The organism is Thioalkalivibrio sulfidiphilus HL-EbGr7 (assembly GCF_000021985.1).
GTDB classification, from domain to species: Bacteria; Pseudomonadota; Gammaproteobacteria; order Ectothiorhodospirales; family Ectothiorhodospiraceae; genus Thioalkalivibrio_A; species Thioalkalivibrio_A sulfidiphilus.
In genome coordinates, this window is sequence record NC_011901.1 from 1073423 (window position 1) to 1095011 (window position 21589).

At 64.8% G+C, this 21589-nt stretch carries 20 protein-coding genes and 1 tRNA gene; 18 read left to right on the forward strand and 3 right to left on the reverse strand.

Going from position 1 to position 21589, the window contains the following annotated elements:
- The 16 genes from nuoH to pnp all read left to right on the forward strand — a co-directional run bounded on the left by nuoH (window position 1) and on the right by pnp (window position 17241).
- Entirely contained in the window at window positions 1–1065 is a 1065-nt protein-coding gene (nuoH, locus tag TGR7_RS04960) for an NADH-quinone oxidoreductase subunit NuoH (RefSeq protein ID WP_012637565.1), read from the forward strand.
- An 11-nt stretch (window positions 1066–1076) separates the two neighbouring features.
- Window positions 1077–1568, forward strand: coding sequence for an NADH-quinone oxidoreductase subunit NuoI (gene nuoI, locus TGR7_RS04965; RefSeq protein WP_012637566.1), 492 nt, complete (start codon window positions 1077–1079; stop codon window positions 1566–1568).
- A 21-nt stretch (window positions 1569–1589) separates the two neighbouring features.
- Entirely contained in the window at window positions 1590–2183 is a 594-nt protein-coding gene (locus TGR7_RS04970; protein ID WP_012637567.1) for an NADH-quinone oxidoreductase subunit J, read from the forward strand.
- 80 nt (window positions 2184–2263) lie between these two features.
- Window positions 2264–2569: an NADH-quinone oxidoreductase subunit NuoK gene (gene nuoK / locus TGR7_RS04975; RefSeq protein WP_012637568.1), complete on the forward strand. Its 306-nt coding sequence runs from the start codon at window positions 2264–2266 to the stop codon at window positions 2567–2569.
- Between the two features lie 4 nt (window positions 2570–2573).
- Window positions 2574–4601, forward strand: a complete 2028-nt coding sequence (gene nuoL, locus TGR7_RS04980; RefSeq protein WP_012637569.1) for an NADH-quinone oxidoreductase subunit L — start codon at window positions 2574–2576, stop codon at window positions 4599–4601.
- 64 nt (window positions 4602–4665) lie between these two features.
- Window positions 4666–6180, forward strand: a complete 1515-nt coding sequence (locus tag TGR7_RS04985) for an NADH-quinone oxidoreductase subunit M (RefSeq protein ID WP_012637570.1) — start codon at window positions 4666–4668, stop codon at window positions 6178–6180.
- 13 nt (window positions 6181–6193) lie between these two features.
- Window positions 6194–7636, forward strand: coding sequence for an NADH-quinone oxidoreductase subunit NuoN (gene nuoN / locus TGR7_RS04990; RefSeq protein WP_012637571.1), 1443 nt, complete (start codon window positions 6194–6196; stop codon window positions 7634–7636).
- Between the two features lie 20 nt (window positions 7637–7656).
- Window positions 7657–7974 carry a DUF2818 family protein gene (locus TGR7_RS04995; protein ID WP_148211468.1) on the forward strand — a complete coding sequence of 106 codons (318 nt, stop codon included), beginning with the start codon at window positions 7657–7659 and terminating at the stop codon, window positions 7972–7974.
- Window positions 7975–8140: 166 nt separating this feature from the next.
- Window positions 8141–8217: transfer RNA gene (locus TGR7_RS05000), tRNA-Met, on the forward strand.
- A 146-nt stretch (window positions 8218–8363) separates the two neighbouring features.
- Complete coding sequence (rimP, locus tag TGR7_RS05005; RefSeq protein WP_012637573.1) at window positions 8364–8828, forward strand: ribosome maturation factor RimP; 465 nt, start codon at window positions 8364–8366, stop codon at window positions 8826–8828.
- Window positions 8829–8946: 118 nt separating this feature from the next.
- Window positions 8947–10452, forward strand: coding sequence for a transcription termination factor NusA (gene nusA / locus TGR7_RS05010; protein ID WP_012637574.1), 1506 nt, complete (start codon window positions 8947–8949; stop codon window positions 10450–10452).
- A gap of 182 nt (window positions 10453–10634) precedes the next feature.
- On the forward strand, window positions 10635–13196 hold the full coding sequence (gene infB / locus TGR7_RS05015; protein WP_012637575.1) for a translation initiation factor IF-2: 2562 nt from the start codon (window positions 10635–10637) through the stop codon (window positions 13194–13196).
- 33 nt (window positions 13197–13229) lie between these two features.
- Window positions 13230–13619, forward strand: a complete 390-nt coding sequence (rbfA, locus tag TGR7_RS05020; protein WP_012637576.1) for a 30S ribosome-binding factor RbfA — start codon at window positions 13230–13232, stop codon at window positions 13617–13619.
- Between the two features lie 177 nt (window positions 13620–13796).
- A complete protein-coding gene (gene truB / locus TGR7_RS05025) occupies window positions 13797–14720 on the forward strand; it encodes a tRNA pseudouridine(55) synthase TruB (RefSeq protein WP_012637577.1) in 924 nt (307 codons plus the stop codon).
- 139 nt (window positions 14721–14859) lie between these two features.
- On the forward strand, window positions 14860–15129 hold the full coding sequence (gene rpsO, locus TGR7_RS05030; protein WP_012637578.1) for a 30S ribosomal protein S15: 270 nt from the start codon (window positions 14860–14862) through the stop codon (window positions 15127–15129).
- Between the two features lie 30 nt (window positions 15130–15159).
- Window positions 15160–17241: a polyribonucleotide nucleotidyltransferase gene (gene pnp / locus TGR7_RS05035; RefSeq protein ID WP_012637579.1), complete on the forward strand. Its 2082-nt coding sequence runs from the start codon at window positions 15160–15162 to the stop codon at window positions 17239–17241.
- 276 nt (window positions 17242–17517) lie between these two features.
- Here pnp and TGR7_RS05040 read toward each other — a convergent pair whose 3' ends face one another.
- The gene (locus TGR7_RS05040) at window positions 17518–18483 is read right to left on the reverse strand and encodes a hydrolase (protein WP_012637580.1); all 966 of its coding nucleotides are present in this window, start codon (window positions 18481–18483) and stop codon (window positions 17518–17520) included.
- 89 nt (window positions 18484–18572) lie between these two features.
- Here TGR7_RS05040 and TGR7_RS05045 point away from each other — a divergent pair, with 89 nt between their 5' ends.
- The gene (locus TGR7_RS05045) at window positions 18573–19229 is read left to right on the forward strand and encodes a class I SAM-dependent methyltransferase (protein ID WP_012637581.1); all 657 of its coding nucleotides are present in this window, start codon (window positions 18573–18575) and stop codon (window positions 19227–19229) included.
- 78 nt (window positions 19230–19307) lie between these two features.
- On the opposite strand, the gene TGR7_RS05050 is transcribed toward TGR7_RS05045, so the two are convergent.
- Both TGR7_RS05050 and TGR7_RS05055 read right to left on the reverse strand, forming a co-directional pair.
- A complete protein-coding gene (locus tag TGR7_RS05050) occupies window positions 19308–19598 on the reverse strand; it encodes a hypothetical protein (protein ID WP_012637582.1) in 291 nt (96 codons plus the stop codon).
- Window positions 19599–19949, reverse strand: coding sequence for a hypothetical protein (locus TGR7_RS05055; protein ID WP_012637583.1), 351 nt, complete (start codon window positions 19947–19949; stop codon window positions 19599–19601).
- 191 nt (window positions 19950–20140) lie between these two features.
- Between TGR7_RS05055 and TGR7_RS05060 the strand changes: the two genes are divergently transcribed.
- Window positions 20141–21589: a circularly permuted type 2 ATP-grasp protein gene (locus TGR7_RS05060; protein WP_012637584.1), complete on the forward strand. Its 1449-nt coding sequence runs from the start codon at window positions 20141–20143 to the stop codon at window positions 21587–21589.

Consider the following 21589-nt stretch of genomic DNA (forward strand, 5'->3'; position numbering starts at 1 on the left):
ATGCTGGAAACCATCATGAATGTCTGGGAAGGGTTGCCGCTGGTCATGCAGATCATGGCCAAGATCACCCTGATCGTCGCGCCCCTGATGCTGGCGGTGGCCTACGTCACCTACGCCGAGCGCAAGGTGATCGGCTACATGCAGGTGCGCCTGGGTCCGAACCGGGTGGGTCCCAAGGGCTGGCTGCAGCCCATCGCCGACGCGGTCAAGCTGCTGACCAAAGAGGTGATCGTCCCCACCAACGCCAACCGCTACCTGTTCCTGATCGCCCCGGTGCTGTCCATCGCCCCGGCGCTGGCGGCCTGGGCGGTGATCCCCTTCGACGACGGCATGGCGCTGGCCAATATAAACGCCGGTCTGCTGTACATCCTGGCCCTGAGTTCGCTCGGCGTGTACGGCGTGATCATTGCCGGCTGGGCGTCCAACTCCAAGTACGCCCTGCTGGGCGCCATGCGTTCCGCGGCCCAGATCGTGGCCTACGAGATCGCCATGGGCTTCGCCCTGGTGGGCGTGATCATGGTGGCCGGCAGCCTGAACCTGGGCGAGATCGTCAGCGCCCAGTCCGGCAGCATCTATCACTGGTACCTGCTGCCCCTGCTGCCCCTGTTCCTGGTGTTCTTCATCTCCGGCGTGGCCGAGACCAACCGCGCACCCTTCGACGTGGCGGAAGGCGAGTCGGAGATCGTGGCCGGTTTCCACGTGGAGTATTCGGGCATGGCCTTCGCCGTGTTCTTCCTGGCCGAATACGCCAACATGATCCTGATCTCGGCGCTCACCGCGTTGCTGTTCCTGGGCGGCTGGCTGTCTCCCTTCCAGGGCATCCTGCCGGAGTCCGCCTTTGCGATTCCCGTGATCGGCTGGTTCCTGGACAGCGGCATCCACTGGTTCCTGCTCAAGACCGCCTTCTTCCTGTTCCTGTTCCTGTGGTTCCGTGCCACCTTCCCCCGCTATCGCTATGACCAGATCATGCGCCTGGGCTGGAAGGTGCTGATCCCGGTGACCATCGTGTGGCTGTTTGTCCTGGGCGTGGGTGTCGCCTTCGGCATCGGCCCCTGGTTCGCGTGAGAGGTTCGATGATGAGTGCTGCGATTCGCAACTTCTTCAAGAGTTTTATGCTGTGGGAACTGCTCATCGGCATGCGGCTGACCGGGCGTTATCTGTTCGCCCGCAAGATCACCGTGCAGTACCCGGAAGAGAAGACGCCCATGTCGCCGCGCTTCCGCGGCCTGCACGCCCTGCGCCGCTATCCCAACGGCGAGGAACGCTGCATCGCCTGCAAGCTGTGCGAGGCGGTGTGCCCGGCGCTGGCCATCACCATCGAATCCGAGCAGCGGGCCGACGGCACCCGGCGCACCACACGCTATGACATCGACCTGTTCAAGTGCATCTTCTGCGGCTTCTGCGAGGAGGCCTGCCCGGTGGACTCCATCGTCGAGACCCACCTGTTCGAGTACCACTTCGAGAACCGGGGCGAGCAGATCATGACCAAGGACAAGCTGCTGGCCATCGGCGACCGGTACGAGCAGCAGATCGCGGCCGCCCGCGCCGCCGACGCGCCGTACCGATAAGTTTCGAGGACGATTCCGACCATGAACTTTGAAGCCTTCCTGTTCTACTTCTTCTCCGTGATCCTGGTGGGCGCGGCGGTGGCCATGATCACCGTGCGCAACCCGGTGCACGCGGCCCTGTTCCTGGTGCTCACCTTCTTCACCAGCGCCGCCCTGTGGATCATGCTGGAGGCGGAGTTCCTGGGCATCGTGCTGGTGCTGGTCTACGTGGGCGCGGTGATGGTGCTGTTCCTGTTCGTGGTGATGATGCTGGACATCAACCTGGCGCGCATGCGCGAGGGCTTCATCCGCTTCCTGCCGGTGGGCATCGTGGTGGCGGTGGCCATGGTGAGCGTCATGACCCTGGTGATCGTGCGCCACTTCCACATGGAGGCCCCGGAGCGGGCCGGCGCCGATTACAACAACACCGAGGCCCTGGGCCAGATCCTGTACACCGAATACGTCTACCCCTTCGAGATCGCCGCGGTGATCCTGCTGGTGGCCATCGTCGCGGCCATCGCGCTGACCATGCGCCGCCGGCCGGGTACCAAGGCCATCGATCCGGCACAGCAGGTGCGCATCACCCGCAAGGGCCGGGTGCGCATGGTGGACATGAAGTCGGAAGACAAGTCCTGATCCGGGAAGACGGAATCACGAACAGACATGAAGAGGCGGGCCGGTCGACGGTCTGCCCGGGCTAACAAACGGGACCCATCATGATTTCTTTGTCACATTATCTGGTCCTCGGGGCGATCCTGTTCTCCCTGAGCATCGCCGGGATCTTCCTCAACCGGAAGAACGTCATCATTCTGCTCATGTCCATCGAGCTGATGCTGCTGGCGGTGAACATGAACTTCGTCGCCTTCTCCCATTTCTCCGGGGATCTGGCAGGCCAGGTGTTCGTGTTTTTCATCCTCACCGTCGCCGCCGCCGAGGCCGCCATCGGCCTGGCCATCCTGACCCTGCTGTTCCGCAACCGCCAGACCATCAACGTCCAGGATCTGGACGAGATGAAGGGATAAGGTCATGGAGAACATCTATCTCGCCATCGTCCTCGCCCCCCTGTTCGGCGCCATCGTGGCCGGCCTGTTCGGCCGCCAGATCGGCCGGGTAGGGGCCCACACGGTCACCATCCTGGGCGTGGCCGTGTCCTTCCTGCTGTCGGTGTGGGTGTTCAAGGCCCACGTGTTCGACGGTGCGGAGGTCTACAACGCCACCGTCTACACCTGGATGGTGAGCGACGGCATCCGCTTCGAGGTGGGCTTCCTGGTGGACAACCTCACCGCCATGATGATGCTGGTGGTGACCTTCGTGTCCCTGATGGTGCACATCTACACCATCGGCTACATGCAGGACGACCCGGGCTACCAGCGCTTCTTCGCCTACATCTCCCTGTTCACCTTCTCCATGCTGATGCTGGTGATGGCGAACAACTTCATGCAGCTGTTCTTCGGCTGGGAGGCCGTGGGCCTGGTCTCCTACCTGCTGATCGGCTTCTGGTACAAGCGCCCCACGGCCATCTACGCCAACATGAAGGCCTTCATCGTCAACCGCGTGGGCGACTTCGGCTTCATCCTGGGCATCGGCGCGCTGCTGTTCTACGCCGGCAGCCTGGATTACTGGGAGGTGTTCGCCGAGGCCGAGGGCATGTCCCAGGCCACCATCAGCATCATCCCGGGCACCGAGTGGTCCCTGCTGACGGTGGCCTGCATCCTGTTGTTCATCGGCGCCATGGGCAAGTCCGCCCAGGTCCCCCTGCACGTGTGGCTGCCGGACTCCATGGAAGGCCCGACCCCCATCTCCGCCCTGATCCACGCGGCCACCATGGTGACCGCCGGCATCTTCATGGTGGCGCGCATGTCGCCCCTGTTCGAGCTGTCCACGGCGGCCCTGTCCTTCGTGCTGGTGATTGGCGCGCTGACCGCCTTCTTCATGGGCCTGATCGGTATCGTGCAGAACGACATCAAGCGGGTGGTGGCCTACTCGACCCTGTCCCAGCTGGGCTACATGACCGTGGCCCTGGGTGCCTCGGCCTACGCCGCGGGTGTGTTCCACCTGATGACCCATGCCTTCTTCAAGGCCCTGCTGTTCCTGGCCGCGGGTTCGGTGATCATCGCCATGCACCACGAGCAGGACATGCGCCGCATGGGCGGCCTGCGCAAGTACATGCCCATCACCTACATCACGGCCCTGATCGGCTCGCTGGCCCTGATCGGTTTCCCGGGCTTCGCCGGCTTCTTCTCCAAGGACGGCATCATCGAGGCGGTTTCCCTGTCCACCACGCCGGGGGCGACCTTCGCCTACGTGCTGGTGCTGGCCGGCGTGTTCGTGACGGCCTTCTACTCCTTCCGCATGTTCTTCCTGGTGTTCCACGGCGAGGAGCGCTTCCGTAACCTGGAGCACCACGCCCATCATGACGCGCATCACGGCGATGAACATGGCGACGACCACGGCGATGACCACGGCCATGGCCACCACGGTCCGGTGGAGCCGAAGGAGTCACCCTGGGTGGTGACCGTGCCCCTGATCCTGCTGGCCATCCCTTCTGTACTGGCCGGTTACGTGGTGGGCCCGATGCTGTTCGGCGACTTCTTCGGCGATGCCATCTTCGTGGCCGAGGCCAACGACGTGCTGGCCCGCCTGGGCGAGGGCTACACCGGGGTGATGGGCTTCATCGTCCACGGCATGATGATGCCGCCCTTCTGGCTGGCCATGGCCGGTCTGGCCAGCGCCTGGTACATCTACATGCGCAAGCCCTCCATCGCCGCCGCCGCCAAGGCGCGCTTCGAGTGGCTGTACAAGGTGCTGGACCGCAAGTACGGCTTCGATGAGTTCAACGCCTTCGTGTTCGCCGGCGGCAGCGTCGGCCTGGGCCGCGCCCTGTGGCGCTTCGGCGACCGGATGTTCATCGACGGCCTGCTGGTCAACGGCAGCGCCCGGGCGGTGGGCTTCATCTCCAGATATGCCCGCTTCAGCCAGACCGGATACCTGTATCACTACGCCTTCGCCATGATCATCGGCCTGCTGGTGCTGATCACGGTGTTCGCGTTCTGAGCGCGGAACATAACGACAAGACGATCCAGCAGGATCGAATCGCGGAACATTTTGGGACTGATCAATGTTTGCTGACTGGCCACTTCTGAGTCTGGTGATCTGGACGCCGATCATCGGCGGCATCCTGGTGCTGATGGCGGGGGACAAGATGCCCGACGGCGCGCGCCGTCTGTCGCTGTTCTTCTCGGTGCTGACCTTCCTGATCAGCATCCCGCTGTTCGTGCACTTCGACCGGGGCACCCACGAGATGCAGTTCGTGGAGCTGCTGCCCTGGATCAGCACCTTCAACGTCAACTACCACCTGGGCGTGGACGGCATCTCCATGCCGCTGATCCTGCTCACCACCTTCACCACGGTGCTGGTGGTGATCGCCGCCTGGGAGGTGATCCAGAAGCGGGTGTCCCAGTACATGGCCGCCTTCCTGATCATGGAAGGTTTCATGAACGGCGTGTTCGCGGCCCTGGACTCGGTGCTGTTCTACGTGTTCTTCGAGGGCATGCTGATCCCCATGTTCCTGGTGATCGGCCTGTGGGGCGGGCCGAACCGGGTCTACGCCACCCTCAAGTTCTTCCTCTACACCTTCCTGGGCTCGGTGTTCATGCTGGTCGCGCTGATCTACATGTACACCCGCTCCGGCAGCTTCGCGATCCTGGACTTCCACCAGCTGCAGCTGGGCATGACCGCCCAGGTGCTGATCTTCCTCGCCTTCCTGGCGGCCTTCGCGGTGAAGATCCCCATGTGGCCGGTGCACACCTGGTTGCCGGACGCCCACGTGGAGGCGCCCACCGGCGGCTCGGTGGTGCTGGCGGCCATCATGCTCAAGATCGGCGGCTACGGCTTCCTGCGCTTCAGCCTGCCCATTACGCCGGACGCCTCCATGGCCCTGGACTGGCTGCTGATCACCATGTCGCTCATCGCCGTGGTCTACATCGGCTTCGTGGCCCTGGTGCAGCAGGACATGAAGAAGCTCATCGCCTATTCGTCCATCGCCCACATGGGCTTCGTGACGCTCGGCATCTTCATCGTGTTCATGATCTACAACAACACCGGCAACTGGCAGGGCGCGGCACTGGGCATCGAGGGCGCCATGGTGCAGATGATCTCCCACGGCTTCATCTCCGCGGCCATGTTCCTGTGCGTGGGCGTGCTCTACGACCGCCTGCACAGCCGCCAGATCGCCGACTACGGCGGCGTCGTGAACACCATGCCCTGGTTCTCCGCCTTCTTCGTGCTGTTCGCCATGGCCAACACCGGCCTGCCGGGCACCTCCGGCTTCGTGGGTGAGTTCATGGTGATCCTGGCCAGCTTCAAGGCCAACTTCTGGATCGCCTTCCTGGCCGCCACCACCCTGATCCTGGCCGCCGGATACACCCTGTGGCTGGTTAAGCGGGTGGTGTTCGGCGAGATCGCCAATGACAACGTGGCCAAGCTCCAGGATCTCAACCGCCGCGAGTTCCTGGTGCTGGGCATCCTCGCCTTCGTGGTGCTGCTGCTGGGTGTGTGGCCCGCGCCGCTGCTGGAGGTGATGCATGCCACGGTGGACAACCTGATCCAGCACATCGCTGTATCCAAGCTCTGACCCGGATAACGACATGACCTTCGAGATCCCAGACTTCATGCCCGTGATCCCCGAGCTGTTCGTGCTCGGGATGGCCTGCGCCATTCTCGTGATCGACCTGTTCGTGCCCCAGTCGCGCCGGGACATCACCTACGGGCTGTCCCAGTTCACCCTGATCGGCGCGGCAATCCTGACCATCGCCCTGGCGAGCCCCGAGACCCGCTTCACCTTCAACGACACCTTCATCGCCGACGGGCTCTCGGACCTGCTCAAGGTGGCGGTGTATCTCATCACCGCGGTGGTGTTCCTGTATTCCCGTCCCTACCTGCAGGACCGGGACATCTACAAGGGGGAGTACTACGTGCTCGGCCTGTTCGGCGTGCTGGGCATGATGATCATGATCTCCTCCTACAGCTTCCTGACCCTGTACCTGGGCCTGGAGCTGCTGTCCCTGTCCCTGTACGCCATGGTGGCCTTCAACCGGGATTCCGCCCGGGCCTCCGAGGCGGCCATGAAGTACTTCATCCTGGGCGCCATCGCCTCGGGCATGCTGCTCTACGGCATGTCCATCCTCTACGGCATCACCGGCAGCCTGGACATCAAGGAGGTGAGCGATTACCTGATCACCTCCGGCGCCGGCCTGAACGTGCCCCTGGTGTTTGCCCTGTCCTTCGTGATCGTGGGCCTGGCCTTCAAGCTGGGCGCCGTGCCGTTCCACATGTGGGTGCCCGACGTCTATCACGGCGCGCCCACCTCGGTGACCCTGTTCATCGGCACCGCCCCCAAGCTGGCGGGCCTGGCCATCATCATGCGCCTGCTGGTGGACGGCCTGGGCCCCCTGCACCACGACTGGCAGGGCATGCTCACCATCCTGGCGGTGCTCTCCCTGGCGGTGGGCAACGTGGTGGCCATCGCCCAGACCAACATCAAGCGCATGCTGGCCTACTCGACGATCTCCCACGTGGGCTTCATCCTCATGGGCATCCTGGCCGGGACCCACGAGGGCTACGCCGCGGCGCTGTTCTACACCCTGGTGTACGCCATCGTGGCCGCCGGCGGCTTCGGCATGATCATCCTGCTGTCCCGCCGGGGCTTCGAGGCGGAGAACCTGGACGACTTCCGGGGACTGAACGAGCGCAGCCCCTGGTTCGCCTTCATCATGCTGCTGATCATGTTCTCCATGGCCGGCGTGCCGCCCACCGTGGGCTTTTACGCCAAGCTCGCCGTGCTGCAGGCGGTAGTGCAGGTGGAGATGATCTGGCTGGCCATCTTCGCGGTGATCTTCTCCATCGTCGGCGCCTTCTACTACCTGCGGGCGGTGAAGATCATGTACTTCGACAAGCCCGAGGACGAATCCCCGCTGCCGAAGGCCCTGGATATGAACGTGGTGCTGAGCATCAACGGTCTGCTGGTCATCGTACTGGGGATCTTTCCCGGCCTGCTGATGTCTCTAGCTACCGGAGCCATCAGTTGGTAGGGGGAATCTGAATCATGGGTATGAGCGCAACCTGGCTGGTCTGGGTGTTCTTCGGGCTGGCCTTCGTGGTGGCCAACCTGCCCTGGCTCAGCGAGCGGATCTTCTTCGTCATCGAGCCGAAGCAGGGCGAGAAGGGGCCGGCCATGCGCCTGCTGGAGTGGTTCGTGCTGTATCTGGTGGTGGGTCTGATCGCCCTGGCCTTCGAACGCCAGGTCACCGGCAGCAACCACCCCCAGGACTGGGAGTTCTACGCCATCACCCTGTCCCTGTTCACGGTGTTCGCGCTGCCGGGCTTCATCTACCGCTACGACCTGCGCAAGCTGCTGCAGCGGCGCTGAGGCACTGTCACCCCGCGGGTCGGGCTTCAGCCCGACAGCCAGCCCTCAGGGAGGCAGCATCGTCGGGCTGAAGCCCGACCCTACGGGCCTGTTTCGGGGGCGTGCCCCGCTCCCGAAGTTGCACTTGAAATCCGAAGCGCAAGTGACTATAGTATGCAACCTCTGATGCGGGGTGGAGCAGTCTGGCAGCTCGTCGGGCTCATAACCCGAAGGTCGCAGGTTCAAATCCTGCCCCCGCTACCAAGGACTTAGAAAAGGCCCCATCAGGGGCCTTTTTGTTACCGGGTCCCGGCAGGCGGTCGCCGGGAATCCGATCAATGCCTGGGTATTTCGACAAGGGCCGCGTGCCCTTTTTTTGTGGGTGGTGAACGGTGGCGGATTCGGATTCCTTGCAGCTCAAGGCCCTGCTGGAGCCCCTGGTGACCCGCATGGGCTACCAGCTCTGGGGCATGGAGTTTCGTGTCGCCAAGCACAGCGCCCTGCTGCGTCTGTTCATCGACAGCGAACAGGGCATCACCCTGGACGACTGCACCGAGGTGAGCCGCCAGGTGAGCGCCCTGATGGATGTGGAAGACCCCATCCAGGTGCCCTATACCCTGGAGGTGTCCTCCCCCGGCGTGGATCGGCCCCTGTTCGAGGCCGGCCAGTACGCTCGCTACGTGGGCGAGCAGGTGCGGGTGCGTACCCAGTGGCCCATTGACGGTCAGCGCAACTTCGCCGGTGCGATCGTCTCGGCGGATGAGGACTCGGTGACCCTGGACGTGGACGGCCGCGAGGTGCGGCTGCCCCTGGAGGCCATTGCCCGGGGTCGGCTCAAGGGCACCCTGCCGCCGGCGACCCAGGTCGAGGAATAGGGCGCAGACAGCTTATTTGACGTCCGGTGCGGTTATGCGCCGGGTGGAGATCGAGGATTGAGTCGCCGGAACGGCCTGCCAGCCCCCGGGGGTCGTTCGGTTTACTGGAGATGCAGTTATGAACAAAGAGATCCTGATGGTGGTGGACGCCGTTTCCAACGAGAAGGGCGTCGAGAAGGAAGTGATCTTTGAGGCCATCGAGGCCGCGCTCGGCTCCGCCACGCGCAAGAAGCACGGCGGCGAGATCGACGTGCGCGTCAGCATCCACCGGGAGACCGGCGACTACGAGACCTTCCGCCGCTGGCTGGTGGTGGACGACGAGGACCCGGAATTCGAGAGCCCGGAGCGCCAGAAGCTGCTGTCCTACGCGCACCAGACCCATCCCGACATCCAGGTGGGCGAGTACATCGAGGAGCCCATGGAATCCGTGGACTTCGGACGCATCGCCGCCCAGACCGCCAAGCAGGTGATCGTGCAGAAGGTGCGCGAGGCCGAGCGTGCCAAGGTGGTCGAAGAGTTCAGACACCGGGTCGGCGAGCTGGTGATGGGCGTGGTCAAGCGCACCGAGCGCAGCGGCGTGTTCCTGGACCTGGGCGGCAATGCCGAGGCCTTCATCCCCCGCGAGGAGATGATCCCCCGGGAGACGGTGCGCCCCAACGATCGCCTGCGCGGTTACCTCAAGGAGGTGCGTTCCGAGCCCCGCGGCCCGCAGCTGTTCGTCAGCCGCACGGCGCCGGAATTCCTCATCGAGATGTTCAAGCTGGAAGTGCCCGAGGTGGGCCAGGGCCTGATCGACATCATGGGCGCCGCCCGTGACCCGGGTCTTCGCGCCAAGATCGCGGTGCGTTCCAATGATTCGCGCCTGGATCCCGTGGGCGCCTGCGTGGGCATGCGCGGTTCCCGGGTGCAGTCGGTGTCCAACGAGCTGGCCGGCGAGCGCGTCGACATCATTCTCTGGGACGATAACCCGGCCCAGTTCGTGATCAATGCCATGTCGCCCGCCGAGGTGCTGTCCATCGTCATGGACGAGGACCGCCACAGCATGGACATCGCCGTGGCCGAGGAGAAGCTCTCCCAGGCCATCGGGCGGGGCGGGCAGAACATCCGCCTGGCCTCCCAGCTCACCGGTTGGGAACTGAACGTGATGAACGAGGCCCAGGCCGCCGAGAAGAGCGAGGCCGAGGCCGCCGAGCTGCAGCGCATGTTCATGGAGAACCTGGACGTGGACGAGGAGGTCGCCGCCATCCTGGTCCAGGAAGGTTTCTCCAGCATCGAGGAAGTGGCCTACGTGCCCACCTCGGAGATCATGCAGATCGAGGAGTTCGACGAGGAGATCGTCGAGGAGCTGCGTGCCCGTGCCCGGGACGCCCTGCTCACCAAGGCCATCGCTACGGAGGAACAGGGTGGCGGTGAGCCCGCCGAGGACCTGCTCAACATGGAGGGCATGGACCGGGATCTGGCCTTCAAGCTGGCTGCCAAGGGCATCTGCACCATGGAAGATCTGGCCGAGCAGGCCGTGGACGACCTGGTGGAGATCTCCGGTCTGGACGCCGAGAAGGCCGGCGAGCTGATCATGACCGCCCGGGCGCCCTGGTTCGCGGAGGATGCGGGCGAGGCCAAGTAATTCAGCGCGTCATGACGCCCGCAGCGGCGTCGCCGACGCAGGCGCCCGCAGGGGCGCAAGGCAAGATCGATACGGCGCCAGGACGGGCCCGGGTCGCGACGGTCATACCGGAAGGGATGGTGCGGAGCGCGATGAGGGGCCTGAACGGGGCCGAGACAGCAAGTTAGCGGAGGTGATGGTTTATGACCGATGTAACGGTTAAACAGTTGTCCGAGGTGGTGGGCACCCCGGTTGAGCGGCTGATCGAGCAGCTCGGCGAGGCGGGTGTGAGCGTCTCCGATGCGGATCAGACTGTCACCGAGGAACAGAAACTCAAGCTCCTGGAGCACCTGCGCAAGAGCCACGGCAAGTCGTCGGCCGCCGGCGAGGGCAAGAAGATCACCCTGCGGCGCAAGAGCACCACGGAGTTGCGGGTCACCGGCTCACAGGGTCGCGCCAAGACCGTGAGCGTTGAGGTGCGCAAGCGCCGCACCTACGTCAAGCGCGACGAGGCCGAGGTCGCCGCTCCCGTTGAGGAGGCCGCCCCGGCCCCGGTGCTGGAGAGCAAGGCCGCGCAGATCGCCAAGCAGGTGGAAGAAGAACGCAAGGCCGCCATGGACGCCTCACGCAGGGCCGATGAGGAGCGCAAGGCCGCCGAGGCCGCCCGCAAGGCCGAGCAGGAACGCAAGGCCGCCGAGGAGGCTGCCCGCCTGGAGGCCGAGGAGGCCGCCCGCCGCGAGGCCGAAGAGGCCGCCCGGGCCGCCGAACCCGAGACCGTCGCCGAGGCCGTGGAGGCCGCTGTCGCCCCGCCGCCCTCCGATGCCGCCCGTCCCGCCCGCCGCCGTCGCGGTCCCAAGGAGCGCGAGGACGAGAAGGGCGGTCGTCGCGAGGAACTGCACGTGGCCAGCGACAAGCGTGGCCGGCGCAAGGGCAAGGGCAAGGGCGCCACGCGCGTCGCCGCGGCCGCCGTGGCAAGCAAGCATGGTTTCGAGCGCCCCACCGCACCGGTGGTGCGCGAGGTGGCCCTGCCTGAAACCCTCACCGTGGGCGAACTGGCGCAGAAGCTCGCCATCAAGGCCCCGGAACTGATCAAGTCCCTGATGGGCATGGGCGTCATGGCCACCATCAACCAGGCCATCGACCGGGATACCGCCACCCTGGTGGTGGAGGAACTGGGCCACGTGGCTGTGCCCATGCAGGTGGAGGACCTGGACGAGGAACTGGCCGTGGCCACTGCCGAGCCGGTGGGCGAGCTCAAGCCCCGTCCGCCGGTGGTCACCATCATGGGTCACGTGGACCATGGCAAGACCTCGCTGCTGGACTACATCCGCTCCTCGCGGGTGGCCTCCGGCGAGGCCGGCGGCATCACCCAGCACATCGGTGCCTACCACGTGCAGACCAACCGGGGCGGCATCACCTTCCTGGACACCCCGGGCCACGCGGCCTTTACCGCCATGCGTGCCCGCGGCGCCAAGGTGACCGACATCGTCATCCTGGTGGTCTCCGCCGATGACGGCGTGATGCCCCAGACCATCGAGGCCGTGCAGCATGCCAAGGCCGCCGGCGTGCCCATGGTCGTGGCGGTGAACAAGATCGACAAGCCCGAGGCCGATCCGGACCGGGTCAAGAACGAACTGTCCGTTCACCAGGTCATCCCCGAGGAGTGGGGTGGCGACACCCAGTTCATCCACGTCTCCGCCCTCAAGGGCACCGGCGTGGAAGACCTGCTGGAGGCCGTCAACCTGCAGGCCGAGGTGATGGAGCTGAAGGCCCCCGTTGAAGGCCCCGCCGCGGGCGTGGTGATCGAGTCCCGCCTGGACAAGGGCCGCGGCCCCGTGGCCACGGTGCTGGTGCAGCGCGGCACCCTGAACAAGGGCGACGTGATCCTTACCGGCCAGGAGTTCGGCCGGGTGCGCGCCATGTTCGACGAGAACGGCAAGCCGGTGAAGTCCGCCGGTCCGTCCATGCCCGTGGAGGTGCTGGGCCTGTCCGGCACCCCCAATGCCGGCGATGACGTGCTGGTGCTGGAAGACGAGCGCAAGGCCCGCGAAGTGGCCCTGTTCCGCCAGGGCAAGTTCCGCGAGTCCAAGCTGGCCACCCAGCAGGCCGCCAAGCTGGAGAACCTGTTCAGCCAGATGCAGGAAGGCCAGGTGGGTACCGTCAACATCCTGCTCAAGGCGGATGTGCAGGGCAGCGCCGAGGCCATCCGCGACGCCCTGGAGAAGCTCTCCACCGACGAGGTGAAGGTGAAGATCATTGCCGCCGGCGTGGGCGGTATCACCGAGTCCGACATCAACCTGGCCAAGGCCTCCGAGGCCATCGTTATCGGCTTCAACGTGCGAGCCGATGCCGGTGCCCGCAAGGCCGTGGCGGAGCAGGAAGTGGATCTGCGCTACTACAGCGTGATCTACGAGGCCATCGACGACGTGCGCCAGGCCCTGACCGGTCTGCTGTCGCCGGAGATGCGCGAGGAGATCATCGGTCTCGCCCAGGTGAAGGACGTGTTCAAGTCCTCCCAGTTCGGCGCGGTGGCCGGCTGCCTGGTGGTGGAAGGCACCATCAAGCGCGGCAATCCGATCCGCGTGCTGCGCAACAACGTGGTTATCTACGAGGGCGAGCTGGAATCCCTGCGCCGCTTCAAGGACGACGTCAACGAGGTGCGCGCCGGTACCGACTGCGGTATCGCGGTGAAGAACTACAATGACGTGAAGCCGGGCGACCAGATCGAGGTCTACCAGCGCGTCGAGGTGGCCCGCACCCTGTAAGGCGGTCCGCCGCCCTGCAGGGGGTCATGTCCTATGCCCAGAGACTTTTCCAGAACCGAGCGGGTGGGTGACCAGATCCAGCGTGAGCTGGCCGAACTGATCCGCATGGAGCTCAAGGACCCCCGGGTGGGCATGGTGACGCTCGCGGGCGTCGAGGTCAGCCGCGACCTGGCCCACGCCAAGGTGTGGTTCACGGTGCTGGGCAGTGAGCAGCAGATCGCTGACACCACCGAGGGCCTGCAGCGCGCCGCCGGTTTCCTGCGCCGGGAACTGGGTCGACGCATGCGTCTGCGCACCGTGCCCCATCTGCACTTCCAGTACGACGACACCCAGGAAAAAGGTGCGCGCCTGTCCGCGCTCATCGACAAGGCCGTGGCCGAGGATCGCGCCCAGCATCCGGACGACGACGAAGATCGGTCATAAACGTCCGCCGCAGAGGCGCGGAGACGCAGAGAAAAAAGATCGGACAGGATTTACATGATTAACAGGATTCAAAAAGCGGTGTAGTGACCCTGGTGTTGAATCCCGTTAATCATGTAAATCCTGTCAAAAAGCATTTCTCCGCGCCTCTGCGGCAAATCCTCCAGGCCTGAGCACCGAATGAACAAACCCAAGATCCAGCGCCGGGACGTGCATGGCATCGTGTTGCTGGACAAGCCCCAGGGCTACAGTTCCAACCAGGCCCTGCAGCGGGTGAAGTATCTGTTCCGGGCGCGCAAGGCGGGTCATACCGGCAGCCTGGATCCGCTGGCCACCGGCCTGCTGCCCCTGTGCTTCGGCGAGGCCACCAAGGTGTCGGGCTTCCTGCTGGACGCGGACAAGCATTACCGCACCCGTTGCCGCCTGGGACAGACCACCGACACCGCCGATGCCGAGGGCCAGGTGCTGGCGACCCGGCCGGTGCCGGCCCTGGACGAGGCGCTGATCGAGGCCGCCCTGGCCCCGTTCCGCGGCCCCATCCACCAGGTGCCGCCCATGTACTCGGCGCTCAAGCACCAGGGGCAACGGCTCTACGAACTGGCCCGTAAGGGCGAGGAAGTGGAGCGCAAGGCCCGGGATGTCACCATCCATGCCCTGAGCTGCCTGGGATTCACGGCGGACACCCTGGAGCTGGACGTGCACTGTTCCAAGGGCACCTACATCCGCACCCTGGTGGAGGACATCGGCGAGCGGCTCGGCTGTGGTGCCCACGTGATCGAGTTGCGCCGTCTGGGGCTCGGGCCCTTCGAGGCCCCGGCCATGGTCACCCTGGAGGAGATTGAGGCCCGCGCGGAGCAGGGCGAGGCGGCCCTGGATGCCCTGCTGGCCCCCATCGACAGCGCGCTCACCCAGTGGCCGGCGGTGCGCCTGGACCGGGACAGCGCCTATTACCTTCGCCAGGGTCAGGCGGTGTTCGTGCCCGGCGCGCCGACCCGGGGCATGGTGCGGGTCTATGGCCCGGGGGAGACCTTCCTGGCCATGGGCGAGATCCTGGACGATGGCCGGGTGGCCCCCCGGCGTCTGATGATGATGGGGCAGGCCTGACAGGCAGGATGGACAGCACCCTGTACCCCTTGCAAATCCGGCCAATGCCTATTCCATCGGCCCCCCGGCGTGATAGAATTGCCGACCTTTACCATAAGCACAGCCTTCTCGAGAGAGTTTTTCAGGAGTAAATGAAGTCATGTCTCTGAATGCCGAAACCAAGGCCGGTATTGTTGAAAAGTACCGCCGCGACCCCTCCGACACCGGTTCCCCTGAAGTCCAGGTGGCACTGCTGTCCGCCCGCATCGATCACCTGATGGGGCACTTCGCCAGCCACAAGAAGGATCACCATTCCCGCCGTGGTCTGCTGAAGATGGTCAACCAGCGCCGCAAGCTGCTGGACTACCTGAAGTCCCAGGATCAGCAGCGCTACCAGGACCTGGTCAGCAGCCTGGGTCTGCGTCGCTAAAAAACACTAGAAGAAACACCGGGAGTCGCCGTGACAGCCATCAAGAAGTCCTTCCAGTACGGTCAGCATACCGTCACCTTCGAAACCGGAGAGATTGCGCGCCAGGCCAGCGGCGCGGTCCTGGTCAACATGGCCGACACCGTGGTGCTGGTCACCGCCGTGGGTCTGAAGGACGTGGCGCAGGGCCGGGACTTCTTCCCGCTGACGGTGAACTACCAGGAACGCACCTATGCCGCGGGTCGCATCCCCGGCGGGTTCTTCAAGCGTGAGGGTCGTCCCACCGAGAAGGAGACCCTGACCTCCCGGCTGATCGACCGTCCTATCCGGCCGCTGTTCCCGAAGGGCTTCATGAACGAGGTGCAGGTCATCGCCACGGTGATGTCCATGAACCCCGAGGTGGATCCCGACGTCCCGGCCATGCTGGGCGCCTCCGCTGCCCTGGCCCTGTCCGGCCTGCCCTTCAAGGGCCCCATCGGTGCCGCCCGCGTGGGTTACCTGAATGGCGCCTACGTGCTCAATCCGAGCATGTCCGAACTCAAGCACTCCGATCTGGACCTGGTGGTCGCCGGCACCGAGAAGGCCGTGCTCATGGTGGAGTCCGAGGCGAAGCTGCTCTCCGAGGAGGTCATGCTGGGCGCGGTGATGTACGGCCATGAGCAGATGCAGGCCGCCATCAAGGTGATCAACGAACTGGCCGCCGAGGCCGGCAAGCCCGCCTGGGACTGGGTCGCGCCGGAAGAGAACGTGGCGCTCAAGGAAGCCGTGGCCGCCGCCTGCGAGGCGGAGCTGACCGCCGCCTACCAGATCGCCGAGAAGCAGGCCCGTAACCAGCAGGTCAACGCCCTGCGCGATGCCGTGGTCGCCAAGCTGGCCACCGGCGAGGAGGGCGCGCCCTCCGCCGAGAAGGTCAAGGGTGCCTTCGGCGCCCTGGAAAAACGCATCGTGCGCAGCCGGGTGCTCAAGGGCGAGCCCCGCATCGACGGACGCGACACCCGCACCGTGCGCCCGATCACCGTCAAGACCGGCGTGCTGCCGCGCACCCATGGTTCCGCCCTGTTCACCCGTGGCGAGACCCAGGCCATCGTGGTGGCCACCCTGGGCACGGATCGCGATGCCCAGCTGATCGAGGCCATCGAGGGTGAGCGCCGCGAGCGATTCATGCTGCACTACAACTTCCCCCCCTTCTGCACCGGTGAGACCGGCATGGTGGGTTCGCCCAAGCGCCGCGAGATCGGTCACGGCCGTCTGGCCAAGCGCGGTGTGCAGGCCGTGATGCCCGGCGAGGCGGAATGCCCCTACGTGCTGCGCGTGGTCTCCGAGATCACCGAGTCCAACGGTTCCAGCTCCATGGCCTCCGTGTGCGGCACCAGCCTGGCCCTGATGGACGCCGGCGTGCCCCTGAAGGCCCCCGTGGCCGGTATCGCCATGGGCCTGATCAAGGAAGGCGACGCCTTCGCCGTGATCTCCGACATCCTGGGTGACGAGGATCACCTGGGCGACATGGACTTCAAGGTGGCCGGCAGCAAGGACGGTGTGTCCGCCCTGCAGATGGACATCAAGATCGATGGTATCACCCGCGAGATCATGGAAAAGGCCCTGGCCCAGGCGAAGGAAGGCCGTCTGCACATCCTGGAAAAGATGAACGCGGTGCTCAGCGAGCCCCGCACGGAGGTGTCCGCCTACGCGCCGCGCTTCACCACCCTCAAGATCCATCCGGACAAGATCCGCGACGTGATCGGCAAGGGCGGCGCCACGATCCGCGCCCTGACCGAAGAGACCGGCACCAGCATCGATATCTCCGACGACGGTACCGTGAAGATCGCCTCCGTGGACAAGGCCGCCGGTGATGAGGCCCGCCGCCGCATCGAGGAGCTCACCGCCGACGTGGAAGTGGGCCGCATCTACGAGGGCCGCGTGGTCAAGATCATGGACTTCGGCGCCTTCGTCACCATCCTGCCCGGCCGCGACGGTCTGGTGCACATCTCCCAGATCTCCGAAGAGCGGGTGGAGAGTGTCTCCGACCGCCTGACCGAGGGGGATCTGGTGAAGGTGAAGGTGCTGGAAGTGGATAAGCAGGGGCGTATTCGTCTCAGCATGAAGGAAGTTGGCTGAGGGGTTGATCTCTGAAGTTGTGTGATGAAAAGGGGCCTGATCGGGCCCCTTTTCATTTTGGGTTCGTTGGGTTGTCTGGTTGAAGTGTTCGCGTTCTTGGGCGGAATTTGAGTTCAAGCCGAGGCGAAAGCCGATGTCCAATTCAAAGGCGTTTCGATCCGGCTTGCAGCCGGCTCGAGTTACTTTTCTTGCTTGTCCAAGAAAAGTAACCCGAGCCCCGGGCAACGGGGATCGGAAGCCTTTGACTTTATGACTTCAGCCGAAACACAAGAGAGCCTATGTCGGATCGAAACGGTATCCAAACCTTTCCCCCAACCACGCCACACACCGCCGCTCCAGCCAGGACCGCCCGCGGCTGTCCATGAATCCCACATGCCCACCCCCCTCGGCCACCTCGAGCCGAACCGAATCCGACAGCTCGTCCGCCCCGGGAATGACGTCGGGCGTCATGAAGGGATCGTTGCGCGCATGCAGGATCAGGGTCGGTACCCGGATACCGCGCAGCCAGGGGCGGCAACTGGCTCGGGTGTAGTAGTCGTCCACGTCCCGGTAGCCGGCCAGGGGGGCGGTCACCGCATCGTCGAAGCTGCGGAAGTCCCGCAGCCGGGCGATCTCGCGGCAGTCCAGGGGCATGTCCAGGCGCCGGCACTTGCGCAGCACGGAGCGGCGCAGCTGCCGGACCAGGTGCCACTGGTATATTCGGGACAGGCCCCGTTCCATGCGGTCGGCTGCCCGGTGCAGATCGAAGGGCACGGAGATGCCGATGGCGGCATCCACCCGGGGGCTGGTGGCGTGATCCCCCAGCCAGCGCAGCAGGGCATTGCCGCCCAGGGACACGCCGATCAGCGCGAGTGGCCGGTCGGGTGCCCGTCGGCGCAGGTGATCCACCACGTGGGCGATGTCGCCGGTCTCACCGGCGCTGTAGGCCCGGGGCAGGCGGTTCGGTTCGCCGCTGCAGCCCCGGAAATGCATCACCAGACCCTGGCAGCCGGCCTGTGCCAGGCGGCGCATCAGGCCGGCGGCGTAGGGGCTGCGGCTGGAGCCCTCCAGACCATGGAGCAACAGCACCAGGGGTCCCTCGCGTTGAGGACCCCAGTCCAGGTCCAGGAAATCCCCGTCGGGCATTTCCAGGCGCTCCCGGCGCAGGGCGACGCCCCGGCGGGGCAGCAGGTTGGGGACCAGGGTCTGCAGGTGGGCACCCGGCAGCCACCAGGCGGGGGTGAAATCGGCAGGATGGATCATGACTTGAGACCGGTTCTAAAAGTGGGCGGCCCTTGAAACCCGGAGCTGGAGCCGGTACAACAGGGGCACGCCTTCACCCAAGGTTTGCCATGGATCTGCCTTCCATTCGAAGCGCCTACAAGCGTTACGCACGCACCTACGACGCCCTGTTCGGCCCCATCTTCTCCGGCGGCCGGCGCATGGCGGTCAGGCTCGCCAATACTGAGCCCAACCAGCGTATCCTGGAGGTGGGGGTCGGTACGGGGCTGTCCCTGCCGGACTACCGGGAGGATGCCCGGGTGGTCGGCATCGACATCAGTCCGGACATGCTGAAGATCGCCCGGGAACGGGCCCGTGACCTTCCCCAGGTGGAGGCCCTGCTGGAGATGGATGCCGAACAGCTGGCCTTCCCGGACAACAGTTTCGACAGCGTGGTGGCCATGTACGTGGCCTCGGTGGTGCCCCACCCGGAGCGCCTGCTGGAGGAGATGCAGCGGGTCTGCGTACCCGGTGGGGATGTGCTGGTGATCAACCACTTTGCCTCCAGTCATCCGGTGATCCGCCGTATGGAGCGCACCCTGCGCCCGCTGTCCAAGGTGCTGGGCTTTCGCACCGACATGGAACTGGACGCCCTGCCGAGGCTGCCGGGGCTCGATCGCCTCGACGTGCTCAATGCCAATCTGTTCGGTTACTGGAAGCTGGTGCATTACCGCAATGGTGAGGCAGTGGCGGAACAGACCGTGGGTGAAGAGGCGCTGGCGGGGTGAAGAGAGTATTCAAGATTCAAGATTCAAGATTCAAAGGCTGGGTTTAATCCCTTTGAATTTTGAATTTTGAATCTTGAATTATGACTTTCGTGTCAGCAGCGGCAGTTCATGCCGACGCGCGTTGGCCGCCAGAAAGGTTCCCCGGCCGTTCTGTTCCAGATCCAGCCTCTCCCGACACTCCGATGCCTCGCCCAGGATCGTGGCGAAGATCACTTCCAGTTCACAGGCATCCACCCGCATGGTCCCGAAGGGGCCGCCCCTGTCATCGGGCAGCCAGAACAGCCTGGGCGCCCAGTTCCTGCCCTGGATGGTCTCGTGCCGGTACCAGCGGATGAGTTTCTCTTCCAGGCTTTCCTGTGACTCGCTCATTCAGTCCTCCCGTGGCACCTTGACCTTGGGTTGCAGGGCGCGACCGCTGTTCGCGTCGTAGAAGGTTGCGCCGATCTCCGGCAGTTCCGGGCAGGCCGATTTGAGGCGCTGATACCAGGCGACGGGCAGGGCGTGAAATACCAGGTGCTGCAGTTCACGCCGGGTAAGCACAACCTCCACGCCGCCGCTGCGGTAGCGGTAGCCCGGTTCGCCGCTGATCACACTGGCGGGACCGGGTTCACCCAGGTCCAGGGGCTTGTGCCCGGCATAGTCGCCGGCCATGGCCACCAGCAGGGCATCGTCATCAAAACGGCGCAGCTTGCCGTCCGCTCCCTCGATCTCGATATTCATATCCCTCACCTGAAAAAATGACCGTCGCGAAATTGTCAGGCTTTGTCCGCCGGATGCCGGATCGTGATTGTGACTGAAAGTCTGCCGCTTCTCTAATCCCCATGGCGATGCACGGGGCATGGACACTTGTTTATCGTGGCCTCAGGGCTTAACGTGAAAACACGAGCATTCGAACCCGGATCCGATCAGCCATGAGCATCGACTGGAAGAGTTACGACCCCAACGGCTTCTACGACGAACTGATCAGTTCGCCCGGCTATCCCCGCGCAGCAGCCCGCACACTGACCTCCTATCTGCGCTCCCTGAGCGACGAGGAGATCCACGAGCGCAAGGCGGCCGCGGAGCATGCCATCGTGGAAATGGGCATCACCTTCACGGTGTATACGGAAGGCGGCAACATCGACCGCGCCTGGCCCTTCGACATTATCCCGCGCATCATCCCGCGCAAGGAATGGATGCGCGTGGAGGAGGGCCTCAAGCAGCGGGTCACCGCGCTCAACCTGTTCATCAACGATCTCTACAACGAGCAGAAGATCGTCAAGGACAAGGTGTTCCCCAAGGAGGTGCTGGCCCAGTCCAAAAATTTCCGTGAGCAGTGCGTCGGCATCCAGCCGGCCCACGGGGTCTGGGCGCACATCTGCGGCTCCGACCTGGTGCGCGACAAGGACGGCACCCTATACGTGCTGGAGGACAACCTGCGCGTGCCTTCGGGGGTCTCCTATATGCTGGAGAACCGCCAGGTCACCAAGCGGGTGTTCCCGGAACTGTTCGAGAACTACTCCATCCTGCCGGTGGACGAATACCCATCGCAGCTGTTCGACATGCTGGCCTCCCTGTCGCCCCGGCCCCTGGATTATCCGGAGGTGGTGGTGCTCACCCCGGGCATCTACAACTCCGCCTACTTCGAGCACTCCTTCCTGGCCCAGCGCATGGGCGCGGAACTGGTGGAGGGCAGTGACCTGCTGGTGGGTGAGGACGACTGCGTGTACATGCGCACCATCGGCGGCCTGGAACGGGTGGATGTGATCTACCGTCGCGTCGATGACCTGTTTCTGGACCCGGAGGCCTTCAACCCCGACTCCATGCTGGGGGTGCCCGGCCTGATGCGCGCCTGGCGCAAGGGCAACGTGGCACTGGCCAATGCGCCCGGGGCGGGCGTGGCCGACGACAAGGTGGTCTACGCCTTCGTGCCGGAGATCATCCGCTACTACCTGGACCAGGATCCCATCATCCCCAACGTGCCCACTTTCCGCTGCATGTACCCCGACGAGCGCGAGCACGTGCTCAAGCACCTGGACGAACTGGTGATCAAACCCGCCAACGAGTCCGGCGGTTACGGCATGCTGATCGGCCCCCATGCCAGCAAGCGCCAGCGCGCGGAGTTCGCCGACCTGATCAAGAAGGATCCGCGCAATTACATCGCCCAGCCCACCCTGGCCATCTCCACCACGCCGACCCTGTGCGACGGACACCTGGAGCCCCGTCACGTGGACCTGCGCCCCTTCATCCTCCAGGGGGTGCGCACCGACGTGACCGCCGGCGGACTGACCCGGGTGGCCCTGCGCAAGGGTTCCCTGGTGGTCAATTCCTCCCAGGGCGGGGGCAGCAAGGACACCTGGATCGTGGATACGGAGTCATAA

Bases quoted from the DNA above. Each gene is read 5' to 3' on its own strand.
- nuoH (WP_012637565.1), top strand. From the start codon at position 1: ATGCTGGAAACCATCATGAATGTCTGGGAAGGGTTGCCGCTGGTCATG.
- nuoI (WP_012637566.1), top strand. From the start codon at position 1,077: ATGAGTGCTGCGATTCGCAACTTCTTCAAGAGTTTTATGCTGTGGGAA.
- TGR7_RS04970 (WP_012637567.1), top strand. From the start codon at position 1,590: ATGAACTTTGAAGCCTTCCTGTTCTACTTCTTCTCCGTGATCCTGGTG.
- nuoK (WP_012637568.1), top strand. From the start codon at position 2,264: ATGATTTCTTTGTCACATTATCTGGTCCTCGGGGCGATCCTGTTCTCC.
- nuoL (WP_012637569.1), top strand. From the start codon at position 2,574: ATGGAGAACATCTATCTCGCCATCGTCCTCGCCCCCCTGTTCGGCGCC.
- TGR7_RS04985 (WP_012637570.1), top strand. From the start codon at position 4,666: ATGTTTGCTGACTGGCCACTTCTGAGTCTGGTGATCTGGACGCCGATC.
- nuoN (WP_012637571.1), top strand. From the start codon at position 6,194: ATGACCTTCGAGATCCCAGACTTCATGCCCGTGATCCCCGAGCTGTTC.
- TGR7_RS04995 (WP_148211468.1), top strand. From the start codon at position 7,657: ATGAGCGCAACCTGGCTGGTCTGGGTGTTCTTCGGGCTGGCCTTCGTG.
- nusA (WP_012637574.1), top strand. From the start codon at position 8,947: ATGAACAAAGAGATCCTGATGGTGGTGGACGCCGTTTCCAACGAGAAG.
- infB (WP_012637575.1), top strand. From the start codon at position 10,635: ATGACCGATGTAACGGTTAAACAGTTGTCCGAGGTGGTGGGCACCCCG.
- rbfA (WP_012637576.1), top strand. From the start codon at position 13,230: ATGCCCAGAGACTTTTCCAGAACCGAGCGGGTGGGTGACCAGATCCAG.
- truB (WP_012637577.1), top strand. From the start codon at position 13,797: ATGAACAAACCCAAGATCCAGCGCCGGGACGTGCATGGCATCGTGTTG.
- rpsO (WP_012637578.1), top strand. From the start codon at position 14,860: ATGTCTCTGAATGCCGAAACCAAGGCCGGTATTGTTGAAAAGTACCGC.
- TGR7_RS05040 (WP_012637580.1), bottom strand. From the start codon at position 18,483: ATGATCCATCCTGCCGATTTCACCCCCGCCTGGTGGCTGCCGGGTGCC.
- TGR7_RS05045 (WP_012637581.1), top strand. From the start codon at position 18,573: ATGGATCTGCCTTCCATTCGAAGCGCCTACAAGCGTTACGCACGCACC.
- TGR7_RS05050 (WP_012637582.1), bottom strand. From the start codon at position 19,598: ATGAGCGAGTCACAGGAAAGCCTGGAAGAGAAACTCATCCGCTGGTAC.
- TGR7_RS05055 (WP_012637583.1), bottom strand. From the start codon at position 19,949: ATGAATATCGAGATCGAGGGAGCGGACGGCAAGCTGCGCCGTTTTGAT.
- TGR7_RS05060 (WP_012637584.1), top strand. From the start codon at position 20,141: ATGAGCATCGACTGGAAGAGTTACGACCCCAACGGCTTCTACGACGAA.